Origin of the sequence: Cyclobacterium lianum (assembly GCF_900143075.1) — a bacterium.
Taxonomy (GTDB): domain Bacteria; phylum Bacteroidota; class Bacteroidia; order Cytophagales; family Cyclobacteriaceae; genus Cyclobacterium; species Cyclobacterium lianum.
Genome location: NZ_FRCY01000005.1, coordinates 424,151 through 448,931, shown reverse-complemented (window position 1 = coordinate 448,931; position 24,781 = coordinate 424,151). Strand labels below are relative to the sequence as shown.

Annotated in this window: 23 protein-coding genes; 18 read left to right on the top strand and 5 right to left on the bottom strand. The window is 46.5% G+C overall.

Annotated features, from left to right (window positions below):
• Positions 1-4: 4 nt before the first annotated feature.
• A complete protein-coding gene (locus BUB19_RS11095; protein WP_073094592.1) occupies positions 5-970 on the bottom strand; it encodes a Ppx/GppA phosphatase family protein in 966 nt (321 codons plus the stop codon).
• 265 nt (positions 971-1,235) lie between these two features.
• Between BUB19_RS11095 and BUB19_RS11090 the strand changes: the two genes are divergently transcribed.
• Complete coding sequence (locus BUB19_RS11090; RefSeq protein WP_073094665.1) at positions 1,236-2,303, top strand: M20/M25/M40 family metallo-hydrolase; 1,068 nt, start codon at positions 1,236-1,238, stop codon at positions 2,301-2,303.
• Between the two features lie 54 nt (positions 2,304-2,357).
• Entirely contained in the window at positions 2,358-3,338 is a 981-nt protein-coding gene (locus BUB19_RS11085) for a 2-hydroxyacid dehydrogenase (RefSeq protein WP_073094591.1), read from the top strand.
• Between the two features lie 8 nt (positions 3,339-3,346).
• Here BUB19_RS11085 and BUB19_RS11080 read toward each other — a convergent pair whose 3' ends face one another.
• Positions 3,347-4,165 carry a ZIP family metal transporter gene (locus BUB19_RS11080; protein ID WP_073094590.1) on the bottom strand — a complete coding sequence of 273 codons (819 nt, stop codon included), beginning with the start codon at positions 4,163-4,165 and terminating at the stop codon, positions 3,347-3,349.
• Between the two features lie 201 nt (positions 4,166-4,366).
• Between BUB19_RS11080 and BUB19_RS11075 the strand changes: the two genes are divergently transcribed.
• The 5 genes from BUB19_RS11075 to BUB19_RS11055 all read left to right on the top strand — a co-directional run bounded on the left by BUB19_RS11075 (position 4,367) and on the right by BUB19_RS11055 (position 8,465).
• Positions 4,367-5,014, top strand: a complete 648-nt coding sequence (locus BUB19_RS11075) for a metal-dependent transcriptional regulator (RefSeq protein WP_073094589.1) — start codon at positions 4,367-4,369, stop codon at positions 5,012-5,014.
• 8 nt (positions 5,015-5,022) lie between these two features.
• On the top strand, positions 5,023-5,721 hold the full coding sequence (locus tag BUB19_RS11070; RefSeq protein ID WP_073094664.1) for a 2-C-methyl-D-erythritol 4-phosphate cytidylyltransferase: 699 nt from the start codon (positions 5,023-5,025) through the stop codon (positions 5,719-5,721).
• A gap of 193 nt (positions 5,722-5,914) precedes the next feature.
• Complete coding sequence (locus BUB19_RS11065; RefSeq protein WP_073094588.1) at positions 5,915-6,667, top strand: LiaF transmembrane domain-containing protein; 753 nt, start codon at positions 5,915-5,917, stop codon at positions 6,665-6,667.
• 14 nt (positions 6,668-6,681) lie between these two features.
• Entirely contained in the window at positions 6,682-7,725 is a 1,044-nt protein-coding gene (locus tag BUB19_RS11060) for a sensor histidine kinase (RefSeq protein WP_073094587.1), read from the top strand.
• Positions 7,722-8,465 carry a LytR/AlgR family response regulator transcription factor gene (locus tag BUB19_RS11055; RefSeq protein ID WP_073094586.1) on the top strand — a complete coding sequence of 248 codons (744 nt, stop codon included), beginning with the start codon at positions 7,722-7,724 and terminating at the stop codon, positions 8,463-8,465. Before BUB19_RS11060 ends, BUB19_RS11055 begins: the two co-directional genes overlap by 4 nt.
• A gap of 90 nt (positions 8,466-8,555) precedes the next feature.
• On the opposite strand, the gene BUB19_RS11050 is transcribed toward BUB19_RS11055, so the two are convergent.
• Positions 8,556-8,777, bottom strand: coding sequence for a DUF2795 domain-containing protein (locus BUB19_RS11050; RefSeq protein WP_010855875.1), 222 nt, complete (start codon positions 8,775-8,777; stop codon positions 8,556-8,558).
• A 78-nt stretch (positions 8,778-8,855) separates the two neighbouring features.
• Positions 8,856-10,106, bottom strand: a complete 1,251-nt coding sequence (locus tag BUB19_RS11045) for a DUF349 domain-containing protein (protein ID WP_073094663.1) — start codon at positions 10,104-10,106, stop codon at positions 8,856-8,858.
• A gap of 131 nt (positions 10,107-10,237) precedes the next feature.
• Between BUB19_RS11045 and ettA the strand changes: the two genes are divergently transcribed.
• Positions 10,238-11,917, top strand: a complete 1,680-nt coding sequence (gene ettA, locus BUB19_RS11040; protein ID WP_073094585.1) for an energy-dependent translational throttle protein EttA — start codon at positions 10,238-10,240, stop codon at positions 11,915-11,917.
• A gap of 97 nt (positions 11,918-12,014) precedes the next feature.
• Positions 12,015-13,346 (top strand): pyridoxal phosphate-dependent aminotransferase, encoded by a 1,332-nt coding sequence (locus tag BUB19_RS11035; protein WP_073094662.1) that lies wholly within the window; start codon positions 12,015-12,017, stop codon positions 13,344-13,346.
• Here the strand turns inward: BUB19_RS11035 and BUB19_RS11030 are convergent.
• Positions 13,237-14,295: a zinc dependent phospholipase C family protein gene (locus tag BUB19_RS11030; protein WP_073094584.1), complete on the bottom strand. Its 1,059-nt coding sequence runs from the start codon at positions 14,293-14,295 to the stop codon at positions 13,237-13,239. The genes BUB19_RS11035 and BUB19_RS11030 overlap by 110 nt on opposite strands.
• 454 nt (positions 14,296-14,749) lie before the next feature.
• Here BUB19_RS11030 and rpsT point away from each other — a divergent pair, with 454 nt between their 5' ends.
• The 9 genes from rpsT (at position 14,750) to BUB19_RS10985 (ending at position 24,771) form a co-directional block, all read left to right on the top strand.
• Positions 14,750-15,004, top strand: a complete 255-nt coding sequence (gene rpsT, locus BUB19_RS11025; RefSeq protein ID WP_073094583.1) for a 30S ribosomal protein S20 — start codon at positions 14,750-14,752, stop codon at positions 15,002-15,004.
• 175 nt (positions 15,005-15,179) lie between these two features.
• The gene (radC, locus tag BUB19_RS11020; protein ID WP_073094582.1) at positions 15,180-15,875 is read left to right on the top strand and encodes a RadC family protein; all 696 of its coding nucleotides are present in this window, start codon (positions 15,180-15,182) and stop codon (positions 15,873-15,875) included.
• Between the two features lie 6 nt (positions 15,876-15,881).
• Positions 15,882-16,499: a DUF1684 domain-containing protein gene (locus BUB19_RS11015; protein WP_073094581.1), complete on the top strand. Its 618-nt coding sequence runs from the start codon at positions 15,882-15,884 to the stop codon at positions 16,497-16,499.
• 54 nt (positions 16,500-16,553) lie between these two features.
• Entirely contained in the window at positions 16,554-18,965 is a 2,412-nt protein-coding gene (pheT, locus tag BUB19_RS11010; protein ID WP_073094580.1) for a phenylalanine--tRNA ligase subunit beta, read from the top strand.
• Between the two features lies 1 nt (position 18,966).
• Positions 18,967-19,254 carry a hypothetical protein gene (locus BUB19_RS11005; protein ID WP_073094579.1) on the top strand — a complete coding sequence of 96 codons (288 nt, stop codon included), beginning with the start codon at positions 18,967-18,969 and terminating at the stop codon, positions 19,252-19,254.
• Between the two features lies 1 nt (position 19,255).
• Entirely contained in the window at positions 19,256-19,540 is a 285-nt protein-coding gene (locus BUB19_RS11000; protein WP_073094578.1) for a cell division protein ZapA, read from the top strand.
• A 70-nt stretch (positions 19,541-19,610) separates the two neighbouring features.
• Positions 19,611-21,176, top strand: a complete 1,566-nt coding sequence (rny, locus tag BUB19_RS10995; RefSeq protein WP_073094577.1) for a ribonuclease Y — start codon at positions 19,611-19,613, stop codon at positions 21,174-21,176.
• Positions 21,177-21,336: 160 nt separating this feature from the next.
• Complete coding sequence (locus BUB19_RS10990; RefSeq protein ID WP_073094576.1) at positions 21,337-21,630, top strand: hypothetical protein; 294 nt, start codon at positions 21,337-21,339, stop codon at positions 21,628-21,630.
• 30 nt (positions 21,631-21,660) lie between these two features.
• Entirely contained in the window at positions 21,661-24,771 is a 3,111-nt protein-coding gene (locus BUB19_RS10985) for an efflux RND transporter permease subunit (protein ID WP_073094575.1), read from the top strand.
• Positions 24,772-24,781: the final 10 nt, after the last annotated feature.

Here is a 24,781-nt window from a genome sequence, read left to right as displayed (position 1 = left end):
GGGATTATTGCCAGGGTTGGACCGTCAGTTCAAGACCTGCAGAAACCTTTTCTATCATCTCTGCCAATGCGCCCTCTTTTAGAGAATAAGTAGAGCAGAGCAGATCTTTGGGAGCCAGATGATTGAGAATAAAACAGATCAGGCTGGATGCGACCACGATCATGTCCACGCGCATGGGGATCATTCCGGGTATGGCAAGTCTTTTTTCCTTGTTCAGGTGGGTGAGCATGGCAGCGATTTCGCGGAAAGCCTGGATGGGGAGCAGGTGTTTGTGCTTGCTTTTTGATTTGGGCTGCTGATTGCCGGCCAGGTAGATGTCTGTCAGGGTGTCAAAGGTGCCGGAGGCACCCACCAGTTGCTGGGGATTAAACTGCCGGATCGCCCTGATCAGGGGCTGCAGGTGCTGAAACAAGTACTGATTGAGCTTGTCGATTTCTTCCGGCAAAATGGGATCGTGGTAGTGAAAAAGGTCAAGCATACGTTGCCCCCCGATTTCAAAACTCCCTTTCCAGTGGATCTGATCCTCATTTCCGATGATAAATTCTACAGATCCTCCGCCAATATCCATCATCAACGCATTGGTCTGGTCCAGGCATCCGCTCATCCGGATCCCTTTGTAGATCAGCTCTGCCTCCCTTTCTCCATCAATGACCTGAATAGCGATGCCGGTTTGCTCCCGGACCTCTTTGACAAAGGCTGGGCCATTCTCCGCATTCCGGACCGCACTGGTGGCGAAGGCATAGATCTGATCTATTTTTTCGCCCTGAAGCAATTCCCTGAAATGGCGCAGGGTATGGAGGGCTCTTTTCCGCGCATCAGGCAAAATCAGGTTCTGGCTAATGCCTCCCTGGCCGATCTTTACGGCTACCTTCTCCTTGTAGAGGGTATCAAAACTTTTTTCGCCCAATGCCACCATGAGCAAATGGAAGGTGTTGGTACCCATATCGATTACGGCGGCTTTATTTTTCATAAACACGGTCTTCAAAAGTTTTGCGAATATATAAAGTTTATCGTTTATGTGTAACAGACAGCGTTTTAAATTCGAAAAGGCAGGTCATTGGGGAAAAAAAACAGGGATTATTACTGCATGGTCCTCTGCTACCTTTCGGTTTAAAAGTGAGGCATACGTTTTTTTAACCCCGTGTAATCTGTATTTTTACCTTTTCATTCAGGCAGCAGAGCCAATCGACCTTTTAATTTTTGGTAGCTGCTATGCGTTCAACAAAAATCACCAAATGGATACAAACGAAAAATTTCTTTACCAATATTTAAACAATGCCTCACCTACAGGTTTTGAGGCTTCCGGCCAGCAGATCTGGCTGGATTATGTCCGCCCGTTAGTCGACGATTACTTCACAGACGCCTATGGTACGGCGGTGGGAGTGATCAATCCGGAGGCAGATTTCAAGGTAGTCATTGAAGCGCACGCCGATGAGATCAGTTGGTTTGTCAACTACATCACTGCCGAAGGATACATTTACGTGATCAGAAATGGCGGTTCGGACCACATGATTGCCCCTTCTATGCGGGTAAATATCCACACAGATAAAGGGCTCGTCCCCGGTGTATTTGGCTGGCCGGCCATTCACGTCAGGGACAAAGCCAAGGAAGAATCACCCAAAATGGAGAATATTTTTCTGGATGTGGGAGCCCGCAGCAAAGAAGAGGTGTTGGAAATGGGTATCCATGTGGGCTGTGTGGTCACCTTTAAAGACGAGCTGACCGAGCTGAATAATAAGTTTTATTCGGGCAGGGCGCTGGACAACCGTATCGGCGGCTACATGATTGCAGAAGTCGCAAGAAAGATCAAACAGGATAAAATCAACCTGCCCTTCGGACTCTATATCGTCAACGCTGTACAGGAGGAAATCGGACTGCGTGGAGCCGAAATGATAGCGGCCAGAATCAAACCAAATGTGGCCATCATCACTGACGTGTGTCACGACACCACTGCTCCGATGTACAACAAAATCACCAGCGGCGACTATTCCGCAGGCAGTGGTCCGGTGCTTACCTGCGGTGCGGCAGTGCACAAGAAGCTGTTGGACCTGATCATAGCAAGTGCCACGAAGAGAGAAATCCCATTTCAGCGATCGGCTTCGTCCAGAAGTACCGGTACCGATACAGATGCATTTGCCTATTCCAATGGCGGCGTACCATCCGCTTTGATTTCCCTGCCTATCAAGTACATGCATACCACTGTAGAAACGGCAAGCAAGAAAGACATTGAACATGTAATTGGGCTGATTGCCGGCTTTTTGGAGGATTTTGACAAAAGGTTTGATTTCAGATATGTGAAATAGGGAAGTGAAAATTTCAAATGGAGTAGTTTCTGTAAACAGCCCAAAACCTAAGCAATGAAAGTATTTATCAACAAGATCATCCCAGAACGCGGCTACCGCATGCTGGAGGAGGCTGGAATAGCCTACACGGTCTGGAAGGAAAAACCCATATTGGATCGTGGGCAGGCCATACAATTCTGCAAGGGTCACGACGCATTTTTAAGTGCGGGGCAGTCAGGGATGGACGCTGACTTCTTTGACCAGTGCCGGCACCTTAAAGTGGTGGCACTACATTCGGTAGGCTTTGACGGAGTGGACATAGCGGCGGCTACCAAAATGGGAATACCCATAGGGAATACCCCGAATGTGTTGAACAAAGCCACCGCGGAAACCGCCTTGTTGCTCATGCTGACAGTGGCCAGAAGAGCATTGTACCACCACAGGAGGATCAAAAAGGGAGCCTGGGGGATAGCCAAACCTACCGAGGGTTTGGGTTTTGACCTGGCAGGGAAGACTTTAGGAATCGTGGGTCTGGGAAGAATTGGCGCTGAGCTGGCCAAAATCTGCAGCCGTTCCTGGGGAATGAATATTCTCTATTACAACCGCGGCCGCAACGATGCGGCAGAAAAGGCCTACGGAGCCCGGCGGGTAAGTCTCGAAACGCTGCTGCAGGAGAGTGATGTGGTATCGGTGCATACAGCACTTACAGACGAGACCCGAGAAATGTTCGGGCTGGAGCAATTCAAGCAAATGAAATCTTCGGCAATTTTTATCAATACGGCCCGGGGAGGCGTGCACAAGGAGGCAGATCTGATCAAAGCCCTGGATCAGAAAATTATCTGGGGAGCAGGCCTGGATGTAACCAATCCTGAACCCATGCAGCCGGACAATCCCTTGTTGGATATGGATAACGCGGTGGTATTTCCGCACATCGGATCAGCTACGCGGGAGACCAGGGATGAAATGACCCGATGTGCAGTAGAAAATATCATTGCCGGGCTCAAAGGAGAGCAAATCCCTTACCCGGTCAATCCGGAAGTCTACCAAGGTAGCTAAAACAGTATTTATCCGAGCGCAACATCCAGGATCATCATGATGGTAAAACCGCCAATAAAGCCCAGGGTAGCCAGATCCGTATTGCCGTCTTGCTGGCTCTCGGGAATTACTTCCTCAACGACCACAAATATCATGGCGCCTGCTGCAAATGCGAGCGCATAAGGCAGTACGGGAGTGAAAATCGTAATCGCTGCTGCACCCATCACTCCGGCTATTGGCTCCACCAGTGCGGAGGATTGACCAAAGAAGAAACTTTTTCTCCGGCTCATGCCCATACGTCGCAACGGAACCGCCACGGCAATACCCTCAGGCAGGTTTTGCAGTCCTATCCCAAGCGCCAGAACGACAGCCCCCGAGATGGTAGCTTCTGATATGGCAGAAGCGGCTCCTCCAAACAATACTCCTACTGCGAGTCCCTCCGGGATATTGTGCATGGTAATGGCCAAAACCAGAAGGGTAGTTTTTTGCCAGGGCGTTTTGATGCCCTCCGCCCGCTTAAAATTCACATGGATATGCGGCAGAAATTTGTCCAGAACAAAAATAAAAACAGAGCCCCCCAGAAAGCCAATAGCCGCGGGCAACACCTTGACGAAGCCTTCTCCCTCGCTCATACTGATGGCTGGTGCCAGCAAACTCCAGAAACTGGCGGCGATCATCACCCCGCCGGTGAACCCCAGCATGGCATCCAATAGCGGTCTGTTCATTTGTTTGAAGAAAAAGACAAAGGCAGCACCGGCCGCTGTCAGCAGCCAGGTGAATACGGTAGCAATCAGTGCTGCATTTACCGGAGCAATACTGCCCAAATATTCGATAAGAGTGTCAAACATATCGCTGAATTTTTTGGTGGCCTTTTCAAAAGATTTCGGTCAAACCCTTGAAAGATCAAATACAAAATTCTGCAATAGGCGTCCGATGTACTGATCAATCCTGATTTTGAAAAGCATTTAGCTTTAGCAAATTTAAATAGTTAGGATAGACTAACAAATTTATTTCAAATATTTTTTATATTTGTTTGAAAACTTGAGTTGATGAACAGCCAGTCCATAGAAAATTATCTGAAGGTTATTTTTAATCAGGCCTTTACCAGTGATGAGGTCAATACGACCGGCATTGCCCAGGCGCTGGAGGTAAGTTTACCCTCTGTCAATAGCATGGTAAAAAAGCTGGCGGCTATGGGACTGCTGGAATATGAAAAATACAAGCCCCTCAAAATCACAGAAAAAGGCAGGAAGATGGCGGCCAGGATCATTCGCAAACACAGGCTGACGGAGATGTATCTGGTGGAGAAAATGGGTTTTGGCTGGGAGGAGGTGCACGATATAGCCGAACAGTTGGAACACATTCAGTCTCCTGCATTTTTCGACCGGATGGATGAGTTGCTGGGCTTTCCGAAGCGTGATCCTCACGGTTCGCCCATTCCCAATAAGGACGGGCAGATCGCAGCACAGGAATACCGCTCGCTGGCAGATTGCCGCTCCGGAGAGCGGGTAGAATTAAAGGCCTTGAGCCATACCTCTGATGAATTTTTGAAATACCTGAATAGCAAGGGGCTTGCACTGGGTGCACAGGTAGAAATTCTGGAAGTGGAGGAATTTGACAAGAACATGAAAGTAGCCTACGGAGACCACAGGGAGGTATTTTCGGCTTTGGTGTGTGCTAAGTTATTGGTAAGTTGAGTGAAGCCATGGGAAATATAGGCCCGAAATATGCCATTATTGTTGCCGGAGGTTCCGGAATGCGGATGGGAGGAGCTGTCGCCAAGCAATACCAGAAGATTGGTGATTTACCTGTGTTGATGCATACTTTAAAACGGTTTTATGCCTACGATCCGGAAATGAAAATACTGCTGGTCTTACCGGAAAAGGATTTTTCGTATTGGGGTGAACTTTGCTCAGCGTATTCCTTCGCCATTCCGCACACCCTGGTCAGGGGAGGCAGGAGCAGATACGGTAGTGTCAGCAATGGGCTCAGCGGCATTGGGGCACCGGATGGACTTGTGGCGATCCATGATGGGGTGAGGCCCTTTGTCAGTCCGGAGGTAATCCGGGAAAGTTTTGCAATGGCAGCAATCAAGGGCAGTGCCGTGCCAGCGGTGGCCTTAAAAGACTCGATCAGGGAGGTCTGGGATGCAGATCATTCTGAATACCGGGAAAGGCATCGGTACCGGCTGATTCAGACCCCTCAGACTTTTCAACTGGCAAAGATCCGGGCGGCCTTTGCGGTAGGCGAAAGGGACTTCTTTACCGATGATGCCACGGTATATGAGAATATGGGCTGGAAGGTTCACCTTATCCCGGGTAACCTGGAAAATATAAAGTTGACCACGCCCGAAGACCTGGACTATGCAGATTTCCTGATTTCCAGATCTCAAAACCGGATTTAACGGGAAAATCATGTCGTTTATCGATTGTTGGATTGGTCTGACAGAGGTATACTTTGGTTGACGGCAAATGTGCGTTAGTTTTATCCGGTAATTTCACATATGCCAATCAGGGAGCAGGGCAGGAGCAATCCAGCCGGGCACTGTTACTGATGAAAGAGTAAGGCATGTTCTTTAGCAATCAAATGGTAAAAAAATGAAAAACAAACGTAACGGAAACCACGCCCTGGGCTTGTTGATTCTGGTCATTGGGGCCTTGCTGCTGCTCAAGCAGGCTGGCATGTTCATACCGGGATGGTTATTTTCCTGGCCCATGATATTGATCGCCATTGGCTTATACTCAGGCTATAAAAATGGATTTACGAATACAGGCTCGGTAGTATTACTGCTGATAGGAGGTTTTTTCCTCTTGAGAGATAAAATCTTCCTTCCCTACGAGCTGGGGCCGTACCTCTTTCCTGTGGCATTGATCGTACTTGGCTTGCTTATTATTTTTAAAAAAAACAATAATCCGGCGATAAACTGGAAGGACTGGGAGGGCAACTATGACAAATGGGAAAAGAAGCTCCGGACAGGGCAGGCAGCCGCTGAAGCCGACACCAAGGATAATCCGGATTACCTCAATGTAGAAGCCATTTTTTGCGGCATAAAAAGAAAGGTAATCTCAAAAAACTTCCAGGGAGGAGAAATTACTACAGTCTTTGGTGGGACAGACATCGATCTGATGCATGCAGACATTCAGGGGCAGGCGGTATTGAAGGTTTCTGTTGTCTTTGGTGGGGTGAAGCTCATCGTCCCTCCTCACTGGGATGTACAATTGGGGGTAAGCAATCTGGCAGCAGGAGTAGAAGACAAGCGGTACCTGCATCAGGCCACACAGGATCCGGAGAAGAAACTTGTCCTCACAGGATCTGTCATATTTGGCGGCATGGAAATTTCCTCGTACTGAAACTAAGGTCAAGGATGAATGCAGCTGAAAAACCCTACCAAATTACCGGTAACCTACCGGATCAGGCATTTTTTTTACTACTGGTTTTTGGCGGAGTGGTATTCAGTTCCTTTTACTGGCATCAGGACTGGGGTTGGGTCCTGAAAGATGCTTTGATGAGTACGCTTGCTTTCGGGATAGGCGTATTGGGGATGAACCTGATACTGTACTATTATCCTGCAGGAAAATTCCGGTCCTGGCCGGCGCTCATGTTTTCCATATTGTCCGGTACTGCCCTGGTTTTTCTTTGCAGATTGATTTGGAAAGCTGATCTCTTCGGAGATCCCTCTTTCCTGGTTTTTTTTGATGCATCCATCCCTTTCAGGTTGACAGTAGCTGTGCTGCTTTTTCATCTGCTGGCACTTCAGATAATGTCAGGCAAAACCACCGAAAAGGATTTTCAGTTGATACAACAGGGAGAACAATACCAGAAATTGACCAGGGAAGCCGAATTGCATTATTTGCGGCAGCAGATCCAACCGCATTTTTTGTTCAATAGCCTGAATTCTATCAATGCGCTCCTGGGCAAGCAACCCGATAAAGCCAGGCAAATGGTGCAGGGGTTGGCAGACTTTTACCGGGAAAATCTGAATAAAGATCCACAAAAATGGGAGAGTCTGGAAAAGGAACTGGCGGTGATATCTCAGTATCTTGCGCTTGAAAAAATCCGTTTCGGACACCGGCTAGCCTATGAGATTGATATTCCCGATGAATTGAAAAAATTGAAACTTCCCTCATTGATGGTACAGACACTGGTAGAAAATGCGGTGAAGCACGGTCTGTATGGTACTACTGGTGAGATCATAATCCGGATTGAGGCAAGACGGCTAAAGAGCCTGTTAGTCATCTCCGTCCACAATCCTATGGATGATCAATCCCTGAAGTTAGCGGGAACGGGTTTTGGACTCAATTACCTGAAAAGGCGATTGTTTCTGATTTTTGGACGAAATGACCTCCTTGATTGTGATCAGAAGTCAGGCATATATTCTGCTACACTCAAAATTCCGTTGGTAAAATGATACGTTGTCTGATTATAGATGATGAGCCATTGGCTCAGGAACTCCTGAAGGAGTATCTGGAAGAATTTCCGGATTTTCAGGTAATTGGCTCCTGCAATGATGGTTTTGAGGCATTTAAGTCCATCAATGAGCTGGCGCCTGATCTGCTGTTTCTGGATATTCAGATGCCTAAGATCAATGGTTTTGAATTGCTCGATTTGCTCGACCAGGCACCCAGGGTTATATTTACCACAGCCTACGAGGCCTATGCCTTGCGGGCTTTCGATAAGCAGGCGCTGGATTACCTGTTGAAGCCATTTTCCAGGGAGAGGCTGAAACAAGCACTTGACAAAGTAATGAAAGAGTTTCAGGAAAACAGGGTAAACAGCTACAAATCGCCGCCGATGGGGGGAGAAATGCCGGTCAGGGAACGACTGGAAAGGTTGGTTGTCAAAACCGGAAGCAAAATTCACATCATCCCGGTAGAAAAAGTCACTTATTTGGCAGCAGACGGGGATTATGTCAAAATCGTCTCAGCGGGTAATAGCTATCTGAAATTAAACACGATGACGGATCTTGAGCATGCGCTTGATCCATCCAGATTTGTACGGATCCACCGGTCCTATCTGGTAAATATTCTGGAGATAAGCAAAATAGAGCCCTATCAAAAAGAAAACCACCTGGTTTTCCTCAGGGATGGCAGCCAATTGCCCGTGAGCAAATCGGGGATGGCAAAACTGAGAAAGGCATTGCGGATTTAAGCGGATTATCTGGGCTGTTGCCGGTCAAAAAATGTCAGCGGGTACTGAACAAAAAAACGTCCTCCTGTTGGGGAAGACGCCAGACCTTGTTTAATATTCATCTTCGTTAAAGAAGAAATCATCTTTGGTCGGGTAATCCGGCCAGATCTCTTCAATATTTTCATAAGGTTCTCCATCATCTTCCAGCTCCTGAAGGTTTTCTACAACTTCCAAAGGCGCTCCGGAACGGATGGCAAAGTCAATCAACTCATCTTTAGTGGCAGGCCACGGAGCATCTTCCAGATAGGAGGCAAGTTCTAAAGTCCAATACATAGTCTACACAAGTTTTAACGTCCCCTTCGAACGGGGTGCAAAAATATGAATTCTTTTTAATTCTCAAACAATTACGGATCAATTGTTTGTAAGTTCCTTTAATATGTGATTTTTTACATCGACTTTTCTTTTGTAGGCACCGATTTTTCGCCGCATCATTTGGTCAAAATCTCCTTCCTGAGTCCGGAAGTTTTCTGCATTTTCTTTTACCGTGCTCAATTCGCGTTGATCTCTTGCGATCAGATCTTTAAGCAACCCGGATTTGAGGGTGATTTGCTCTTCAAACGGTTTATTCTCAAAACCGGGATACTTGGAATGACAAAGTTTATCCAGAAAGGATTTCTCAAAAACGATTTCTGAAAAGAATACGAAAGACCCAATGCTTTGTTGTGCGTTTCTCGGTTTTTTTGGCGGCAATTTTTTCCACTCAGCCTGCAGTCTTTTGGCCTGCGAGAGTTTGCTATCGTCCACCTTTCCTCTGGATAGTTGCTTCATCTCCTCCGCCATCTTTTCGATTTTTTTGATGACCAGGCCAGGGCTCAACCTGGGGGTATTTTGCGCCATGCGCTTGTATCGGCTAAAAATACGGTTGTTTAACTTTGAAAATTCATCCCAGATAGGCTGACGTTTTGCCGCCGGTACCCGGCCGGAAGATTTCCACTGTTTCTGGATTTTCTTACTGATCTCAAATGCCATTTTTGCATCGGGCAGGTCATGGGCTTCCCTGGCTTGCTCCAGGAGGCTTTCGTACACCTTTATATTTTGCTCAGCCTGAAGCGCCAGACCCTCAAAATAATTTTTCCTATTGCCATAAAAAACATCAAGAATGGCCTGAAATTTTTGCTCTACTTCCTCCTCCAGCTCTTTTTCTACCGGACCTGTTTTGAGCCATTTCAGTTTCAATTCCTTAAATGCCTCGGAGGTCTCCTTCCAGTCTGTACTGTTTTTAATAGATTCAGCATCAGCAATTAAAGCCTCTTTAATTTCCAGATTTTTCTTTCGGTTTGCCTGAATGATCTCTTCCAGATAGGCCTCCTGCTCCTCAAGCTCTTTGATCAGGGAGGGGAAATCGCCCAGGCCGTCATAATGCATCAGGGAATCTTTGAGGTGGATAAGTTTCATCAGAAAAGAACCTTTATTCTGGTTTTCCTGAATGTCGGCTTTGAGTTTTTCAACTTTGCCCTTCACTGTATCGTACCGATCCTCGAAATAGCGTATTGTGGATGCTTCATCCTCCTTCACTTCTCCGATGATCCGGTCTTCCTGGCCCAAAAAACCCTTTAAATAAATTTTGTCTTCTTTTATATATCCATAGGGATGCTCCGTCATGATCAGCAAGGTTGGTTGTAATTCTGAAGTGGTTTTTCCAATTTCTGCAAATTAATTAATAATGCTTCATTTATCCTAAGAAAGCGGATTTTTTACCATCTTTGTTGATTGAATTAAAACGTTATTGAAGCATGAGTAATGAAAAAATAATTTTTTCCATGGCGGGTGTATCGAAGATTTACCCTCCACAGAAAAAAGTGTTGAAGGATATATACCTGTCGTTTTTTTATGGTGCAAAAATTGGAGTGTTAGGTCTCAATGGCTCTGGAAAAAGTTCTCTGCTCAGGATCATTGCCGGCAGGGATACGGAATACCAGGGAGAAGTGGTCTGGTCGCCGGGATATTCTGTAGGAATGCTGGAGCAGGAGCCGGAATTGGACCCTGCCAAAACTGTCAAAGAAGTGGTGGAAGAGGCTGTGGCGTCTACCATCGATTTGCTCAGGGAATTTGAGGCCATCAATGAAAAATTTATGGATCCTGCTGTGATGGAGGATCCGGACGCCATGGAGAAGCTCATCAACCAGCAGGGCGAGGTGCAGGAAAAGCTGGATGCTGCCAATGCCTGGGAATTGGAGACCATGCTTGAAAAGGCCATGGATGCCCTCCGTCTTCCTCCTGCTGATGCGGTGGTGGGTCACCTTTCCGGAGGTGAAAAGCGGAGGGTTGCCCTCTGCCGGCTATTGCTGCAGGAGCCGGATGTGCTGCTCCTGGACGAGCCTACAAACCACCTGGACGCAGAATCGGTGCTTTGGCTGGAGCAGCATCTCAAATTGTACAAGGGCACGGTCATCGCCGTGACCCACGACCGCTATTTTCTGGACAATGTGGCGGGTTGGATACTGGAATTGGATCGTGGTGAAGGTATTCCCTGGAAAGGCAATTATTCAAGCTGGCTGGAACAGAAACAAGAACGGTTGAAAAAGGAAGAAAAGACCGAATCCAAACGACAAAAAACGCTGGAAAGAGAATTGGAATGGATCCGCATGTCTCCCAAGGCCAAACAGTCCAAGGGCAAGGCCAGGCTCAATGCCTATGACAAACTGGTAGGAGAAGAGGCCAGGGAAAAAGAATCCAAACTGGAGTTGTACATTCCACCGGGTCCCCGTCTGGGAAGTAAGGTGATCGAAGTGAAAGGAGTGTCGAAAGCATACGGGGACAAACTCCTGTTTGATGACCTTACCTTTTCTCTTCCTCAGGGAGGAATTGTGGGTGTGATCGGTCCCAACGGGGCTGGAAAGTCCACGCTTTTTAAGTTGATCACCGGTAGGGAAAAGCCCGATGCGGGCCATTTTGAAATCGGCGAGACAGTCAAAATCGCCTATGTAGACCAGGAACATGATGACCTTGACCCAAAAAAATCTGTCTACGAGATCATCTCGGAGGGAAATGAATTTATCCAGTTGGGAAATAAAGAAATCAATGCCAGGGCATATGTGAGCCGGTTTAATTTCGGTGGTGCAGATCAGGAAAAAAAGGTGGGTGTACTCTCTGGAGGAGAAAGAAACCGCGTTCATCTGGCCATGACACTTAAAAAGGGAGGTAACCTGCTATTGCTGGATGAGCCTACCAATGACCTGGATGTCAATACCCTCAGGTCACTGGAAGAAGCCTTGGAGAATTTTGGAGGATGTGCCGTAATTATTTCCCATGACAGGTGGTTTCTGGACAGGATTTGTACGCACATTCTTGCCTTTGAAGGAGATAGCGCAGTATATTGGTTTGAGGGCAATTTTACAGAGTATGAAGAAAACAAAAGAAAAAGGCTGGGCGACCTTACTCCCGGGAGGATTAAATATAAAAAGTTAATGTAAAATCCCTATATGCCTTGCTTTTATTTTCTGAAGTGAATAGGTTAAAATCCTTTTTTTGTTTCTTTGTGATATAAAGGGAATACCAGGTAAATATATGATGAGACAATTGTTATTGCGACCGGGAGCCGAAGAGTTGAACTACGAAATCAGGGGTATTGTAAAAAAAGCCCGTATGATTGAGGAGTTAGGATATGAGATCACGTGGGAAAACATTGGAGACCCCATCCAGAAAAACAATACCATCCCGGCATGGATGAAGGAGATCGTCTCAGGATTGGTGCAGGATGATCACAGCTATGGCTATGCCGACAGCAAAGGTATGATGGCTACGCGCAAGTATCTCGCGTCCTGTAACAACCAAAAGGGGGGTGTGCAAATCGGGCCGGAAGACATTCTGTTTTTTAATGGTCTGGGAGATGGAATTGCAAAGCTGTATCAGTTTCTGATACCTACTGCCAGGATCATTGGACCTTCACCTGCCTATTCCACGCACAGTTCGGCAGAAGCGGCCCATGCCAATACCCGACCGATTACCTATAATCTGGATCCCGATAACAGCTGGTACCCTGATATGGACGATTTGTACAATAAGGTAAAGTACAATCCCTCGATAGTAGGCATACTGATCATCAACCCCGACAATCCTACCGGGATGGTGTATCCCAGAGAGGTGTTGGACCGCTTTGTAGCAATAGCCCGCGAGTTTAACCTCCTTCTCATAGCGGATGAAATTTATCAAAATATCACCTATAATGGATATGAAGCCATAGGGCTCGCGGAGATTCTGGGAGATGATTTGCCGGGGATTTCCCTGAAGGGCATTTCCAAAGAGTTTCCCTGGCCAGGCTCTCGCTGTGGTTGGATGGAATTTTACAACAAACATACCTCCGAAGAGTTTTCCAAGCTTTGCGCTACATTGGAAAACGCAAAAATGATAGAGGTTTGTTCTACTACGCTTCCTCAGTTGGCCATACCCAAAATCATGAGTCACCCGGATTACAAGGCCTACCGCAAGCAGGCCAATGCTGCAATAGGAACCAGAAGCCGGATCATGGAAGAGGTACTGGGGAATGTGAAGGGCATCAAATTTAACAAAACCAAAGGGGCATTTTACAACACGGTCATCTTTGACGACGGGGTGCTGGATGCAGACCAGTCCCTGCCAGTAGAGGATCAGCGAATCCAGGGCTACCTGGATACCTGGCTGCAGGAGAAAGAAATGCCGCATGACAAACGATTTGTCTACAACCTGCTGGCTTCAGAGAAGATATGCGTAGTTCCCGTAAGTTCGTTTTGCTCCGACCTAAGAGGCTTCAGAGTTACCCTGTTAGAAGAAAACGAGGACGTCTTTCGCGATACTTTCGAACGACTGGCCAAAAGTATCGGGCAGTACCTGAATTCATCCAGACGGGTCCTGGCGGGGCATTAAAGCTACTGTCATGTTGCCGGATTTCTTTCAGGGACTCGTCCGGCAGGTAGAGGCTATCCTTTTCTTCTGGCAGTACAATGTCTGTGCCCATATCTGGCTGGCCAGCCAGAATCCAGGCGGTGTACCAGAAATCGGCGATCATCTTGATGGTATTACGCATTTGTCTTTCCACTTGTCCGGATAGCATTTGGTGGTAGGACTGGCTGTAGGCTTTGGCGTAAACCCGGGTATTGATTCCTCCCCTTTCTTCAAAGCTATATTTCTTATCTTCAGGGAAGCGGTCGTTCAATTGTTTTTCAAACCCCAAAACCGAGTCAAGCGCTACATGTGATCGGGCAATGGTTTCCCATATGGCCGCCTGAGGTTGCGAAATGTACTCGGCCTTCCCTACAAAAAAATTATAGTCCGAAGCGAACAATTCAGGAAGCCGGCTTTCCCAGAAGCCGTGTATGCCATACTGCCCCGTGAACTGCCCGTTGTAATTTTTGGTGGTATGCAAGGGTACGTGGATGTCTGCAATATAGTGCCCCAGGTCTGCGGCAAGACGTAGAATAAGGCTCAAATCCTTTTGCTCAAATGCCCTGGTCAACTGTAGGAAGGTTTGATAGGTGCTCCATGGCGCAATACCGGAGTTTCGCAGGCTGTCCTCACCAAACGTTGCGACAGCATCTGACCAATATCGTGGCAATTTAACCCATGCACTGTCTCCGTAAATATCCAGGTCGATAAAGTGTTTTTCCGCTTCACCCTTTACTGCATACCGACGCCGGTCCGGATTTACCGCCTTTTCACTGATATAGTTGATGTGAGGTTTGAAACACACCATCATTTCTGGTGGAAGGGAGAATACCGCCTGGCGGTTGATCAGTCGGTGCGCATAAAAACCCCAGGCAAAACCCCGGTTTAAACATAGCAGATGCAGGGCCAGTATTACCAGCAGCAGGCGCATAGGCGGTTACAAAATGAACACAAGCCATTAATTTAAGGATTTTTGAAAGAAATTCCCAAATCCGCAAAGGATAATGATTTCAACATTTTCTTGCGACAATGGGCGGTCTGAATACTACATAGGGAACTGAATATACCAAAAAAACAGTACATTTGATTATGTGCCAGCCCAGGTACACGACACTTCTGTATTTGTTCCTGCCGATATCGGTGGATCGGAAGCGAAAAGCCTGTTTGCATGGTCAAAGTCGATACCCGATAGGTGCTGTTGAGAGCATGATCAGGCGCTAATGATAACACAGCATTCAATCAGGTCCGGGTCAATGCCGGCCTATTTGATATCAGAAAGGTCTGGTAATGATGCGCTATTTTGATTAAATTTTTTGCAATTAGAAATTAAACAGTTAAATTTGCAATCCTTAAAAGAATACGAAAAAAGTTAATCATAAACACATATGGCAAATCACAAATCGGCTTTAAAGAGAATTCGTGCAAATGAAGCCAAGAGGTTGAGGAACAGGTACCAGGCCAAAACTACCCGGACCTTTATCAAAAGATTGAAAAACACGGAGGACAAGACCGAGGCGCAGGAGCTGTTGAAGCAGGTGACTTCCATGATCGACAGGCTGGCCAAGAAAAATGTGATCCACAGGAACAATGCAGCCAATAAAAAGTCAAAACTGACCAGGTTTGTCAACAGCCTGTCATAAGTTGGCTACCTGTTTGTAAGAATAATCAGAACCCTGTTCGCCGAACAGGGTTTTTTTATTGTCGATTTTTTTATACTTTTAGTGAAGACTTCGGTCAAACCATGGGTTTTTCGATAGAATTAGCGGGCAGATTGGGTTTGCCAAAGCGAAAGTTTTCAGCCATATTTTTTTTACCATGGAAGATTATCGTTCTATACGCATCGCTGCATTGGCGGAGGAAGACAGACCCAGAGAAAAATTATTGCTTAGGGGGAAAACTCATTTGACGGATGCCGAACTAATTGCAATTTTGATCGGGTCGGGCACGAGATACCTGAGTGCTGTAGATCTGGCAAGACACATTCTGCAGAGTGTGGGCAATGACCTCAGCCAATTGGCCAGACTCTCTGTAAATGACCTCAGAAAATTTAAAGGGATAGGAGAGGCAAAGGCCATCAGTATTGTCAGCGCCCTGGAACTTGGGAGAAGGAGAAAGATGACCGAGCCCAGGCAGAAAACCAAAATCAGTTCTTCTGCAGATGTGTACCGATTGATGCGGCAGGAACTGCAGGACGAGACCGTCGAATTTTTTTATGCTTTATTCCTGAACCGCAGTAATCTGGTCATCAAGAAGCAATTGATCAGTCAGGGGGGTACCTCTGCCACCATAGCTGATCCCAAATTGATTTTCAAATATGGTATGGAATACCTGGCTAATGCCATTATTTTGGTTCATAACCATCCCTCAGGATCCCTCAAGCCTTCTAATGCGGACATCAGCCTGACCAAAAAACTGTGCCTTGTAGGTCAAAATCTGGACCTTCCTGTATTAGATCATGTTATTTTCACAGATGTTGGCTATTTTAGCTTTGCAGATGAAGGCATGATTTGATACATGATGAGTAAAAAAAGCATATTTATGGTCCTGGTGGGCCTGGTTGTCGGCATTTCCCTCATATATACGTTTACCGGAACAACAGATCCCGAGCTGTATCAGGAAAGCATAACAGCAGAAAGAGAGCGGCAATTTAAATTTTTGAAGTACAATCTTGACTCGCCCCTGGAGGAGGAGCAAAAAGATGAACTGGACTCTCTTGATTTTTATCCCATAGATCCCGAATACAAGGTAAGAGCAAGACTTGTGCCGGTGGAAAACAGGCGGATACTCGAAATCCCCATGACAGACGGTTCCCTGGAAAGGTACATCCGCCATTCTTACGCAGAATTTGATTTGAGGGGCAAGGGGCTGAAGTTACTGTTGCTGCAGGCGGAGGATGAAACGGACAGGAGAAACTTTTTTCTGGCTTTTGCCGACGAAACCAGTGGCGATGAAACCTATGGCGGAGGCCGTTATTTAAATCTGAGGCAGGATGGCCAGTCTTCTATCACCATTGATTTCAATCTGGCCTTTAACCCTTACTGTGCGTATAATCCGGATTTTGCCTGCCCCATCCCTCCCCGGGAAAATATCCTCGATATAGCCATCCGGGCAGGAGAGAAAAATTACGATAAATAACCTTTCAGTAGAGGTCAATTATCGTAAATTTGTATTTTAGTCAAATCCAAAAAAATGAAAATTTCGATCAACCGCCTTAAAGATTTTATTCCATTTGAGCAATCTACAGAGGAAATATCCGATTTACTGACTGCATCAGGTCTGGAAGTGGAAGGAGTGGCGACTTTCGAATCGGTGAAAGGCAGCCTTAGGGGGGTGGTCGTTGGTGAAGTGATCAGTTGTGAACCGCACCCCAATGCCGACAAACTCAGCCTGACAAAAGTAGACATCGGATCAGAAATAGTGCCCATCGTGTGCGGTGCGCCCAATGTGGCTCAGGGACAGAAAGTACCGGTAGCCAGGGTGGGAACGACTTTGTATCCAAAGGATGGTACTGCTTTTGAAATCAAAAAAGCAAAAATCAGGGGCGAGGTTTCGATGGGAATGATATGTGCTGAAGATGAATTGGGCCTGGGAACAGGACATGCTGGGATCATGATATTGGAAACCGATCTGCCCAATGGCAGCCCGGCGGCTGACTTGTTTGAGCTCCACACTACCGATGTGCTGGAAATCGGGCTTACGCCAAACCGGGCAGACGCTGCTTCCCATTTGGGTGTAGCCCGGGACCTGAAAGCCCTGTTGCACAAGCCATTGGTCTTGCCGGACCTCAGTGACTTTAAACCTGATAATCAAACGCTGAAAATTCAGGTAACTGTGGCCGATACCCAAGACTGTCCGCGCTATGCCGGGTTGACTATCAGTGGTCTGAAAGTGGGGCCCTCTCCCGGATGGCTTCAGGATTACCTCAAAGCGCTGGACCTGGAGCCCATCAATAATGTGGTGGATGTGACCAATTTTATTTTGCATGATCTGGGACAGCCTTTACATGCCTTTGATGCCGGAATTATAAAGGGGAATGAAATACAGGTAAAAAAGCTGGCTGCAGGTACGAAATTTGTCACCTTAGACGGCAAGGAAAGAACGCTCACCGGAGATGAGTTGATGATCTGCGACCGGGATGAAGGTTTGTGTATTGCAGGCATCCTGGGTGGTCTGGACTCTGGAGTGAGCGATTCTACCCACTCCATATTTCTGGAAAGTGCCTGTTTTGGAGCAGATATTATTCGTAAGGGCGCACAGCACCACGGTATAAAAACCGACGCTTCCTTTCGGTTTGAGCGGGGGACAGACCCAAACATGCCGGTATTCGCGCTCAAGAGAGCAGCCCTGTTGATCAAAGAGTTGGCCGGTGGAGAGATCAGCTCGGAGATCACCGATATTTATCCGGAAGAGGTGGCTGATTTTCAGGTTCCGGTACGGTACAGTAACGTCGACAGGCTAATCGGCAAGGTCATTGACAGGAAGGAAATCAAGCAGATTCTGGAATCGCTGGATATATTGCTTACCCAGGAATCGGAAGAAGGATTTGTGGCGCTGGTCAAGCCCTATCGGGTAGATGTGACCCGGGAAGCCGATGTTATCGAAGAAATATTACGGATCTATGGATTTGACGCCATACCTCTGGCGGAAAACTATCAGTCTGATTTTCTGGCCGAACATCCGGAGAAGGACCTGAACAAATTGCAATACAGGGTTTCGGAAATGTTGGCGGGAATGGGGTACAGCGAGATCATTACCAATTCACTTACCAAATCCAGCTATTCGGGAAAATCTCCGCATATCGATGCAGCGCAGGATGTGGTCATCCTGAACAAACTGAGTGAAGATCTGGGGGTCTTGCGACAAGATTTATTGTTTACCGGTCTGGAAGTTCTGGCTCACAATATCAATCGAAGGCAAAAAGATCTGAAATTATTTGAGTTTGGATCCGTTTACTCTCAAAGCAATGGAGAATACAGAGAGGCAAAAAAGTTATCACTCCTCCTTACCGGCAATGCCAGGCAGGAAAACTGGATAGAGGCAGTAAAGCCAAATGGTTTTCCTGAGCTGTATGCAGTGGTGGAAGCCCTTTTGACCAAATTAAATATCCGGCAGCCTGAAGTAGATCTGCTGGAAGAAGCACCGTTTTCCTTTGGCCTTGCATTGAAAATAGGCCAGGAGGAAATTGGAAAGATTGGATTGCTGGATGGGTCGACATGCAAATTGGCGGAGGTGAAACAGGAGGTTTATTTTGCGGAACTAAACTGGAATACACTTGGCAAACTTGCCAGGAGCCAGGAAAAATTTCAGGAAATCTCAAAGTTTCCGGAAGTGAGAAGAGATCTTTCCCTGGTCATTGACCGGACAGTCACATTCGATCAATTGCGACAATTGGCCTTAAAGGCAGGCGGCAAATTGTTGAAAAGGATCCATGTTTTTGATGTTTACAGAGGAGACAAAGTGGACACAGGAAAAAAGGCCTATGCCCTGAGTTTTTATCTGCAGGACGATCGGCAGACCCTTACGGACAAGGTGATAGACAAAACGATGGGTAGGCTGATGGCTGCATTTGAAAAAAATACCGGAGCGCTGATCAGAAAATAGGATGAGGGTTTTTGATGAACTTCAAAGGTTGGAACGGCTATCTGAGCAGGTTGAACATAAGGTCAGCAGGCTTGAACAGGAAAATACTGCCCTTAAAAATCAACTTTTGGATTACAAAAAAAAGCTTTCGGATCAGGAAGAAATATTGGATGATTTTAAAAATCAAATTAAAATTAGTAAAATTGTAAGAAACATACCGGTAGAAAATAGAGCATCTGCTGAATTGAAGGGAAGAATTGATGACTATATAAAAGAAATCGACAAAATTATTGCTTACCTGTCTGAATAATATGGATACACTTTCAATCAGAATAAAAATAGGAGATAGAGAATATCCTATGAAAGTGAAGGCCGATGAGGAGGCCAGAATCAGACGGGTGGGGAAATTAATTAACGATAAAATTAAAAAGTACAGGGAAGAGTTTGGATTGGAGGACCGGCAGGATCTGCTGGCCATGGTAGCCTTTGATTGCATGGTAGAGTCCATGGAATTGGATGAGGATCATGCAGAAGGCAGCGAACAGGTCAAAGAAGCCATCCTGCAGGTCAACCAGCGTCTCGAAGCCCTACTTTAATGAGTTTATAGCAGCTTTTTTCTTCACAGCAGTTTCCTGTTTTTTCCGGTAGATAAACTCAAATATATCTATGGGAATTCCAATATACATTATTTTATCAGGCGTTGTCGGCTTGCTGCTGGGGGCGCTCCTGGCGGGATTGTTTATCAAGAACAACAGTAAAAAAGTAGAAGCTGAAGCCAGGGAAAAGGCTAAGAGCATTGTCAGAGAAGCGGAAATAACTGCTGAAGGGCTTAAAAAGGACAAGATACTCGAAGCCAAAGAAAAATACCTGCGGCTTAAATCCGAGTTTGAAGATGAGGTAGGGAAGAAGAAGAATATTCTGATTACCAATGAAAACAAACTCAAGCAGAGGGAACAGGTATTGTCCAAGGAGATGGAGCAGCTCAAGCGCAAAGAAGCCGAGCTGGACAGCAGAAAGGAGAACTTGAATGCTCAGCTGCATGCCGTGCAGGTCCGGAAAGAAGAATTGGACAAAGTGACCCAACAGCGTATTACTGACCTGGAGAAAGTGGCATTGCTTACACGTGAAGAGGCCAGGGATCAGTTGATAGAAATGCTCAAGGATGAGGCCGCTACCAAAGCTTCTTCACATATCAAAGACATTCTGGATCAGGCCAAGTTGAGTGCAACCAAACAGGCCAAGAAGATTGTGCTCGATACCATTCAGCGCACCGCCACGGAGCACGCCATAGAAAATTGTGTCTCTGTATTCAATATCGAAAGCGATGATGTCAAAGGAAAAATTATAGGTAGGGAGGGTAGAAATATCCGGGCACTGGAAGCGGCTACAGGTATAGAAATTGTCGTGGATGACACGCCGGAAGCGATCATTATTTCTGGTTTTGACCCGGTCAGAAGAGAGGTAGCACGCTTGTCCCTGCACCGTCTGGTTCAGGACGGCAGGATTCATCCCGCCCGCATCGAGGAAGTGGTGGCCAAGACAGAAAAAAATATCGATGAGGAGATTATCGAAATTGGCGAAAGAACCTGTATTGATCTTGGGATCCATGGGTTGCATCCCGAATTGATCAAAATGGTAGGCAGGATGCGTTTTCGCTCCTCGTACGGACAAAACCTGCTACAGCATTCCAGAGAGGTAGCCAAGCTTTGTGCTACCATGGCAGCAGAAATGGGTATCAATGCCAAGCTGGCCAAACGGGCAGGATTGCTTCATGATATCGGAAAAGTATATCCGGAAGAAGCCGAATTGCCGCATGCCATTTTAGGAATGGAGCTGGCCAAGAAGTATAAGGAACACCCTGAGGTCATCAATGCCATAGGGGCCCACCACGATGAAATAGAGATGACTTCTATGCTTTCGCCTATCGTGCAGGCTTGTGATGCCATCTCTGGATCCAGACCCGGCGCCAGAAGGGAGATCATGGACAGCTATATCAAGCGGCTCAAGGATCTGGAAGACCTTGCCCTTAGTTTTGACGGGGTCAACAAATGCTTCGCCATGCAGGCCGGTAGAGAATTGCGCGTTTTGGTAGATGCGGATAATGTGGACGATACGACTGCAGGTCGCCTCTCTTTTGAAATATCTCAAAAAATCGAAAAGGAAATGCAATATCCCGGACAAATAAAAATTACGGTGATCCGTGAAATGCGGTCTGTGAACTATGCAAAATAGCGGGAAGTAAGGACATTCCCGAAAATATTAAAGGGCAGCGATCCGGAAGGGATGGCTGCCCTTTTTTTAATTCAGGTTAAAAGTTGCAAAATATTTTTGATTTAGAAATTATTTATTTAGTTTTAATGGGTACTGGAATTACAATTAACTAAGTGTCTGAATGTTGAATATTCTTGCCAAAAGTATTCGTCACCTTGCGTTTCTTGGTGTGGTGGTAAGCGGTAACATTGGCTGTACCGGAAGCCAAAAGGGAGAGCCATTAACCAGCGACTTCGAACCCCGCTTTGTGCTTACCGACAGCCTGGTGGTCAATTATCTTGGCAGGCTCAGTATACTGGACATCAAAGCGGAAGGTTCAGCGTATCTCATGCATGATTTCCAAAAGTGGAAGAAGAATTGGACCATGTGGCCTTTTATTTCTATGAGATTCAATAAAATATCCAATTCTGCATGAGGTCGATACTACATATTTAACCCTTTAAACATGACACCATTTCGTCTGGTCATCGCCTTTTTTGTCGTCTCTATTATTGGTTTCGCATTGCTTCCGGAGCTTTCGGTTGATCTTAATCCAAGGGAAAAGGAACCGGTTTTGAATATCAGCTTTTCGGTAAGAAGTGCCTCTCCGGAATTGGTGGAAAAACTTGCCACCGCTCCATTGGAAGGAGTATTGTCCCAACTCTCAGGGCTGAAGAAAACCACCTCAGTTTCCAATTATGATCAGGGCTCCATTCAGCTCCGGTTTGACAAACAGACCGATATGGAATACAAGAAGTTTGAAGTGGCGGCGCTGGTCCGGCAGGTGTACCCCTCTATGGACAGTAAGGTCAGCTATCCGATTATCACCCAGTCCTCGCAGAGGAATATACAGGAAAAAAGTCCTATTCTTACCTATAGCATCAACGGACCATTCGCCTCATTTGAAATAAAGAAAATCACCGAAGATGTTTTGGTGGCCTCTTTAAACCGCATTGAAGAAATTGATGAAATGGAGGTCAGGGGGGCTAATGAACTTTACCTGTATGTAACTTACGACATCAAAAAACTACAGGCATTCCAGCTATCCAGGTCGTTTTTGGAAAACAAACTGAGGAATTCCTTCGGGAAAAACTATCCGGGACTGGCCATGAATGTATCGGGAGAGACCCTTTTTCTTGAAATTGACCGTTCCCTGCAGTCGCTGGAGACTCTGGAAAACCTGCTTATCGGCAGGATCAATGGAAAGGAGGTATTCCTGAAAGACGTGGCCAGGCTAACCATGGAAGAAGCGGCACCGCAGCGGTACTACCGGATCAATGGAAACAATTCCGTTAACCTGACCATTTTCAGCCGGGAGGGAGTTAATAAGGTATTACTGGCCCAGCAAATCAAGGATAATTTAAATGCCGCCGAATCCCTTTTGCCGGAGGGTATGGATGTAAGGTTGGAATTTGACAATACATCCTTTCTGGAAAAGGAACTCCAAAAGATTTACCAGCGATCAGGGCTGTCTATATTGATTCTGATCGTGTTTATTTTTCTGATCAACAGAAATTGGCGCTATTTGCTTACTTTGTTTTTGGGGATACTGGTAAATGTCAGCCTTACCGCCATTATTCTGTATCTGCTTGAAGTTGATATACACTTGTATTCACTGGCAGGCCTGACGATCTCGTTTGGCTTGATTGTAGACAATGCCATCATCATGATAGACCATTTGCACAAGCACAAAAACAGAAAGGTCTTTCTGGCACTACTGGCAGCGTCCCTCACCACCATCGTGGCCTTGCTGATGGTGTTTTTGTTGCCAGAGGAGGACCGCAAAAATTTGGGTGAATTTTCTATAGTCGTGGCGGTAATGCTGGCCAACTCCCTGCTGGTGGCATTGTTGTTTACTCCGGCTGTTTATGACTTGCTTTTTGGGAATAGCCGGAGCAGGGGAAGGCGGCTTTCTGTCGGCAGGCTGAGAAAGCGGGTAAAGGCTTTCAATGGATATGGGCGCAGTATTTCATTTTTTGCCCGTTACAGAAAAGCTTTTGTAGCAGTTTTGCTGCTTTTATTCGGTTTGCCGGTTTTTTACCTCCCCGCAAAATGGGATGACAAGGAATGGTACAACAAAACGGTGGGTAGCACGGTATATCAGGAGGAGATCCGCCCCTATGTGGATAAGGCACTGGGGGGGACACTCAGGATGTTTGTCCGCGGGGTATTTGAAAAATCGGCCTACAGGGAGGCCGAACGCACCCGTCTGTATGTCAATGCCAGTTTGCCATTTGGCAATACCCTTGATCAGATGGATTTTATCATCCGTGAATTTGAAGAATACCTGAAAGGGGTAGAAGGCATCGACAAATTTGTAACGACGGTCAATTCCGGCCAGAATGCACGGATTGAAATCACCTTCAAGGAAGCCTACGAAACCTCCTCGCTTCCCTATAGCCTGAAGGGCAAGCTGGCGATGAAGTCTACAGACTGGAGTGGTGTACGCTGGAATATATATGGAGTAGGGCAGGGGTTTTACACCGGTCCGGGAGGAGAGGGCATTCCCTCCTTTAGGGCCGAACTGCGAGGATACAATTTTACTGAGTTGGAAAAACAGGCGGAAATACTGGCAGAGAAACTGTTGGCACATCGGCGTATTCAGGAAGTGAACACAAACGAACGGCTGAGCTATGGTGAGCAGAAAACAGAGGAATACGTTTTGCGGCTCGATCAGCAGCTGCTCGCAATGGCCGGCGCCAATCAGTATGAGTTGGTAAATGCCCTTAACGACATGTCGCGTCATGAACAACCCTCGCTATACCTGGAGGTAGCAGCGGAGCAGTATGGCCTGGTGGTTAGGGAAGAACACTCAGAGCGGTTTTCCAGGTTCGATTTGGAAAACAGCAGCCTCATCTCCGGCGAAGACAGGATCTTTAAAGTGTCAGGATTCGGTTCTCTACGAAAAGAAACCACTACCAATGCCCTGCATAAGGAGGACCGGCAATACATCCGGTTGGTCTCCTTTGATTATATGGGTTCAGCTAAATTTGGCGGAGAATACCTGGACGAAGTGTTGGAAGAGATGAAAGCAAGTATGCCTATTGGCTATTCTGCCAGCCGGCAGACCTATAGTTGGAACTATGAACAGGCCAAGAGACAATACGGCTTGTTATTGGTGCTGGTACTGGGCATTTTCTTTATTTGTTCCATATTGTTTGAGAATTTCAAGCAGCCGCTCTTTATTATTTTTATCATTCCAATCTCCTTCATAGGCTTGTTCCTGATCTTCTCGGTATTTGACTTTTATTTCGACCAGGGAGGCTATGCTGCCTTTGTGATGCTGGGAGGATTGGCGGTAAATGCAGCGATTTTTATTGTCAATGACCTGAACAACCGGACCAGGGGAATTTATAACAGAAATGTGCTTAAGGCCGTGGCAGGTAAAGCTACGCCGATATTGCTGACCGTAATGTCCACTTGTTTTGGATTGATACCTTTTGTAATGGAAGGGCAAAATGAGATTTTTTGGTTTTCCCTGGCCATCGGTACCATCGGAGGTCTATTGTTTAGTATGGTTGGCGTATTTTTGGCCTTACCTGTCTTTCTATGGAAAAGGGATCGGCCGGTTAATTAGTGTATTCAAT

Coding starts and splice junctions, on each gene's coding strand:
- BUB19_RS11095 (WP_073094592.1), bottom strand. CDS start 970: ATGAAAAATAAAGCCGCCGTAATCGATATGGGTACCAACACCTTCCAT.
- BUB19_RS11090 (WP_073094665.1), top strand. CDS start 1,236: ATGGATACAAACGAAAAATTTCTTTACCAATATTTAAACAATGCCTCA.
- BUB19_RS11085 (WP_073094591.1), top strand. CDS start 2,358: ATGAAAGTATTTATCAACAAGATCATCCCAGAACGCGGCTACCGCATG.
- BUB19_RS11080 (WP_073094590.1), bottom strand. CDS start 4,165: ATGTTTGACACTCTTATCGAATATTTGGGCAGTATTGCTCCGGTAAAT.
- BUB19_RS11075 (WP_073094589.1), top strand. CDS start 4,367: ATGAACAGCCAGTCCATAGAAAATTATCTGAAGGTTATTTTTAATCAG.
- BUB19_RS11070 (WP_073094664.1), top strand. CDS start 5,023: ATGGGAAATATAGGCCCGAAATATGCCATTATTGTTGCCGGAGGTTCC.
- BUB19_RS11065 (WP_073094588.1), top strand. CDS start 5,915: ATGAAAAACAAACGTAACGGAAACCACGCCCTGGGCTTGTTGATTCTG.
- BUB19_RS11060 (WP_073094587.1), top strand. CDS start 6,682: ATGAATGCAGCTGAAAAACCCTACCAAATTACCGGTAACCTACCGGAT.
- BUB19_RS11055 (WP_073094586.1), top strand. CDS start 7,722: ATGATACGTTGTCTGATTATAGATGATGAGCCATTGGCTCAGGAACTC.
- BUB19_RS11050 (WP_010855875.1), bottom strand. CDS start 8,777: ATGTATTGGACTTTAGAACTTGCCTCCTATCTGGAAGATGCTCCGTGG.
- BUB19_RS11045 (WP_073094663.1), bottom strand. CDS start 10,106: ATGACGGAGCATCCCTATGGATATATAAAAGAAGACAAAATTTATTTA.
- ettA (WP_073094585.1), top strand. CDS start 10,238: ATGAGTAATGAAAAAATAATTTTTTCCATGGCGGGTGTATCGAAGATT.
- BUB19_RS11035 (WP_073094662.1), top strand. CDS start 12,015: ATGAGACAATTGTTATTGCGACCGGGAGCCGAAGAGTTGAACTACGAA.
- BUB19_RS11030 (WP_073094584.1), bottom strand. CDS start 14,295: ATGCGCCTGCTGCTGGTAATACTGGCCCTGCATCTGCTATGTTTAAAC.
- rpsT (WP_073094583.1), top strand. CDS start 14,750: ATGGCAAATCACAAATCGGCTTTAAAGAGAATTCGTGCAAATGAAGCC.
- radC (WP_073094582.1), top strand. CDS start 15,180: ATGGAAGATTATCGTTCTATACGCATCGCTGCATTGGCGGAGGAAGAC.
- BUB19_RS11015 (WP_073094581.1), top strand. CDS start 15,882: ATGAGTAAAAAAAGCATATTTATGGTCCTGGTGGGCCTGGTTGTCGGC.
- pheT (WP_073094580.1), top strand. CDS start 16,554: ATGAAAATTTCGATCAACCGCCTTAAAGATTTTATTCCATTTGAGCAA.
- BUB19_RS11005 (WP_073094579.1), top strand. CDS start 18,967: ATGAGGGTTTTTGATGAACTTCAAAGGTTGGAACGGCTATCTGAGCAG.
- BUB19_RS11000 (WP_073094578.1), top strand. CDS start 19,256: ATGGATACACTTTCAATCAGAATAAAAATAGGAGATAGAGAATATCCT.
- rny (WP_073094577.1), top strand. CDS start 19,611: ATGGGAATTCCAATATACATTATTTTATCAGGCGTTGTCGGCTTGCTG.
- BUB19_RS10990 (WP_073094576.1), top strand. CDS start 21,337: ATGTTGAATATTCTTGCCAAAAGTATTCGTCACCTTGCGTTTCTTGGT.
- BUB19_RS10985 (WP_073094575.1), top strand. CDS start 21,661: ATGACACCATTTCGTCTGGTCATCGCCTTTTTTGTCGTCTCTATTATT.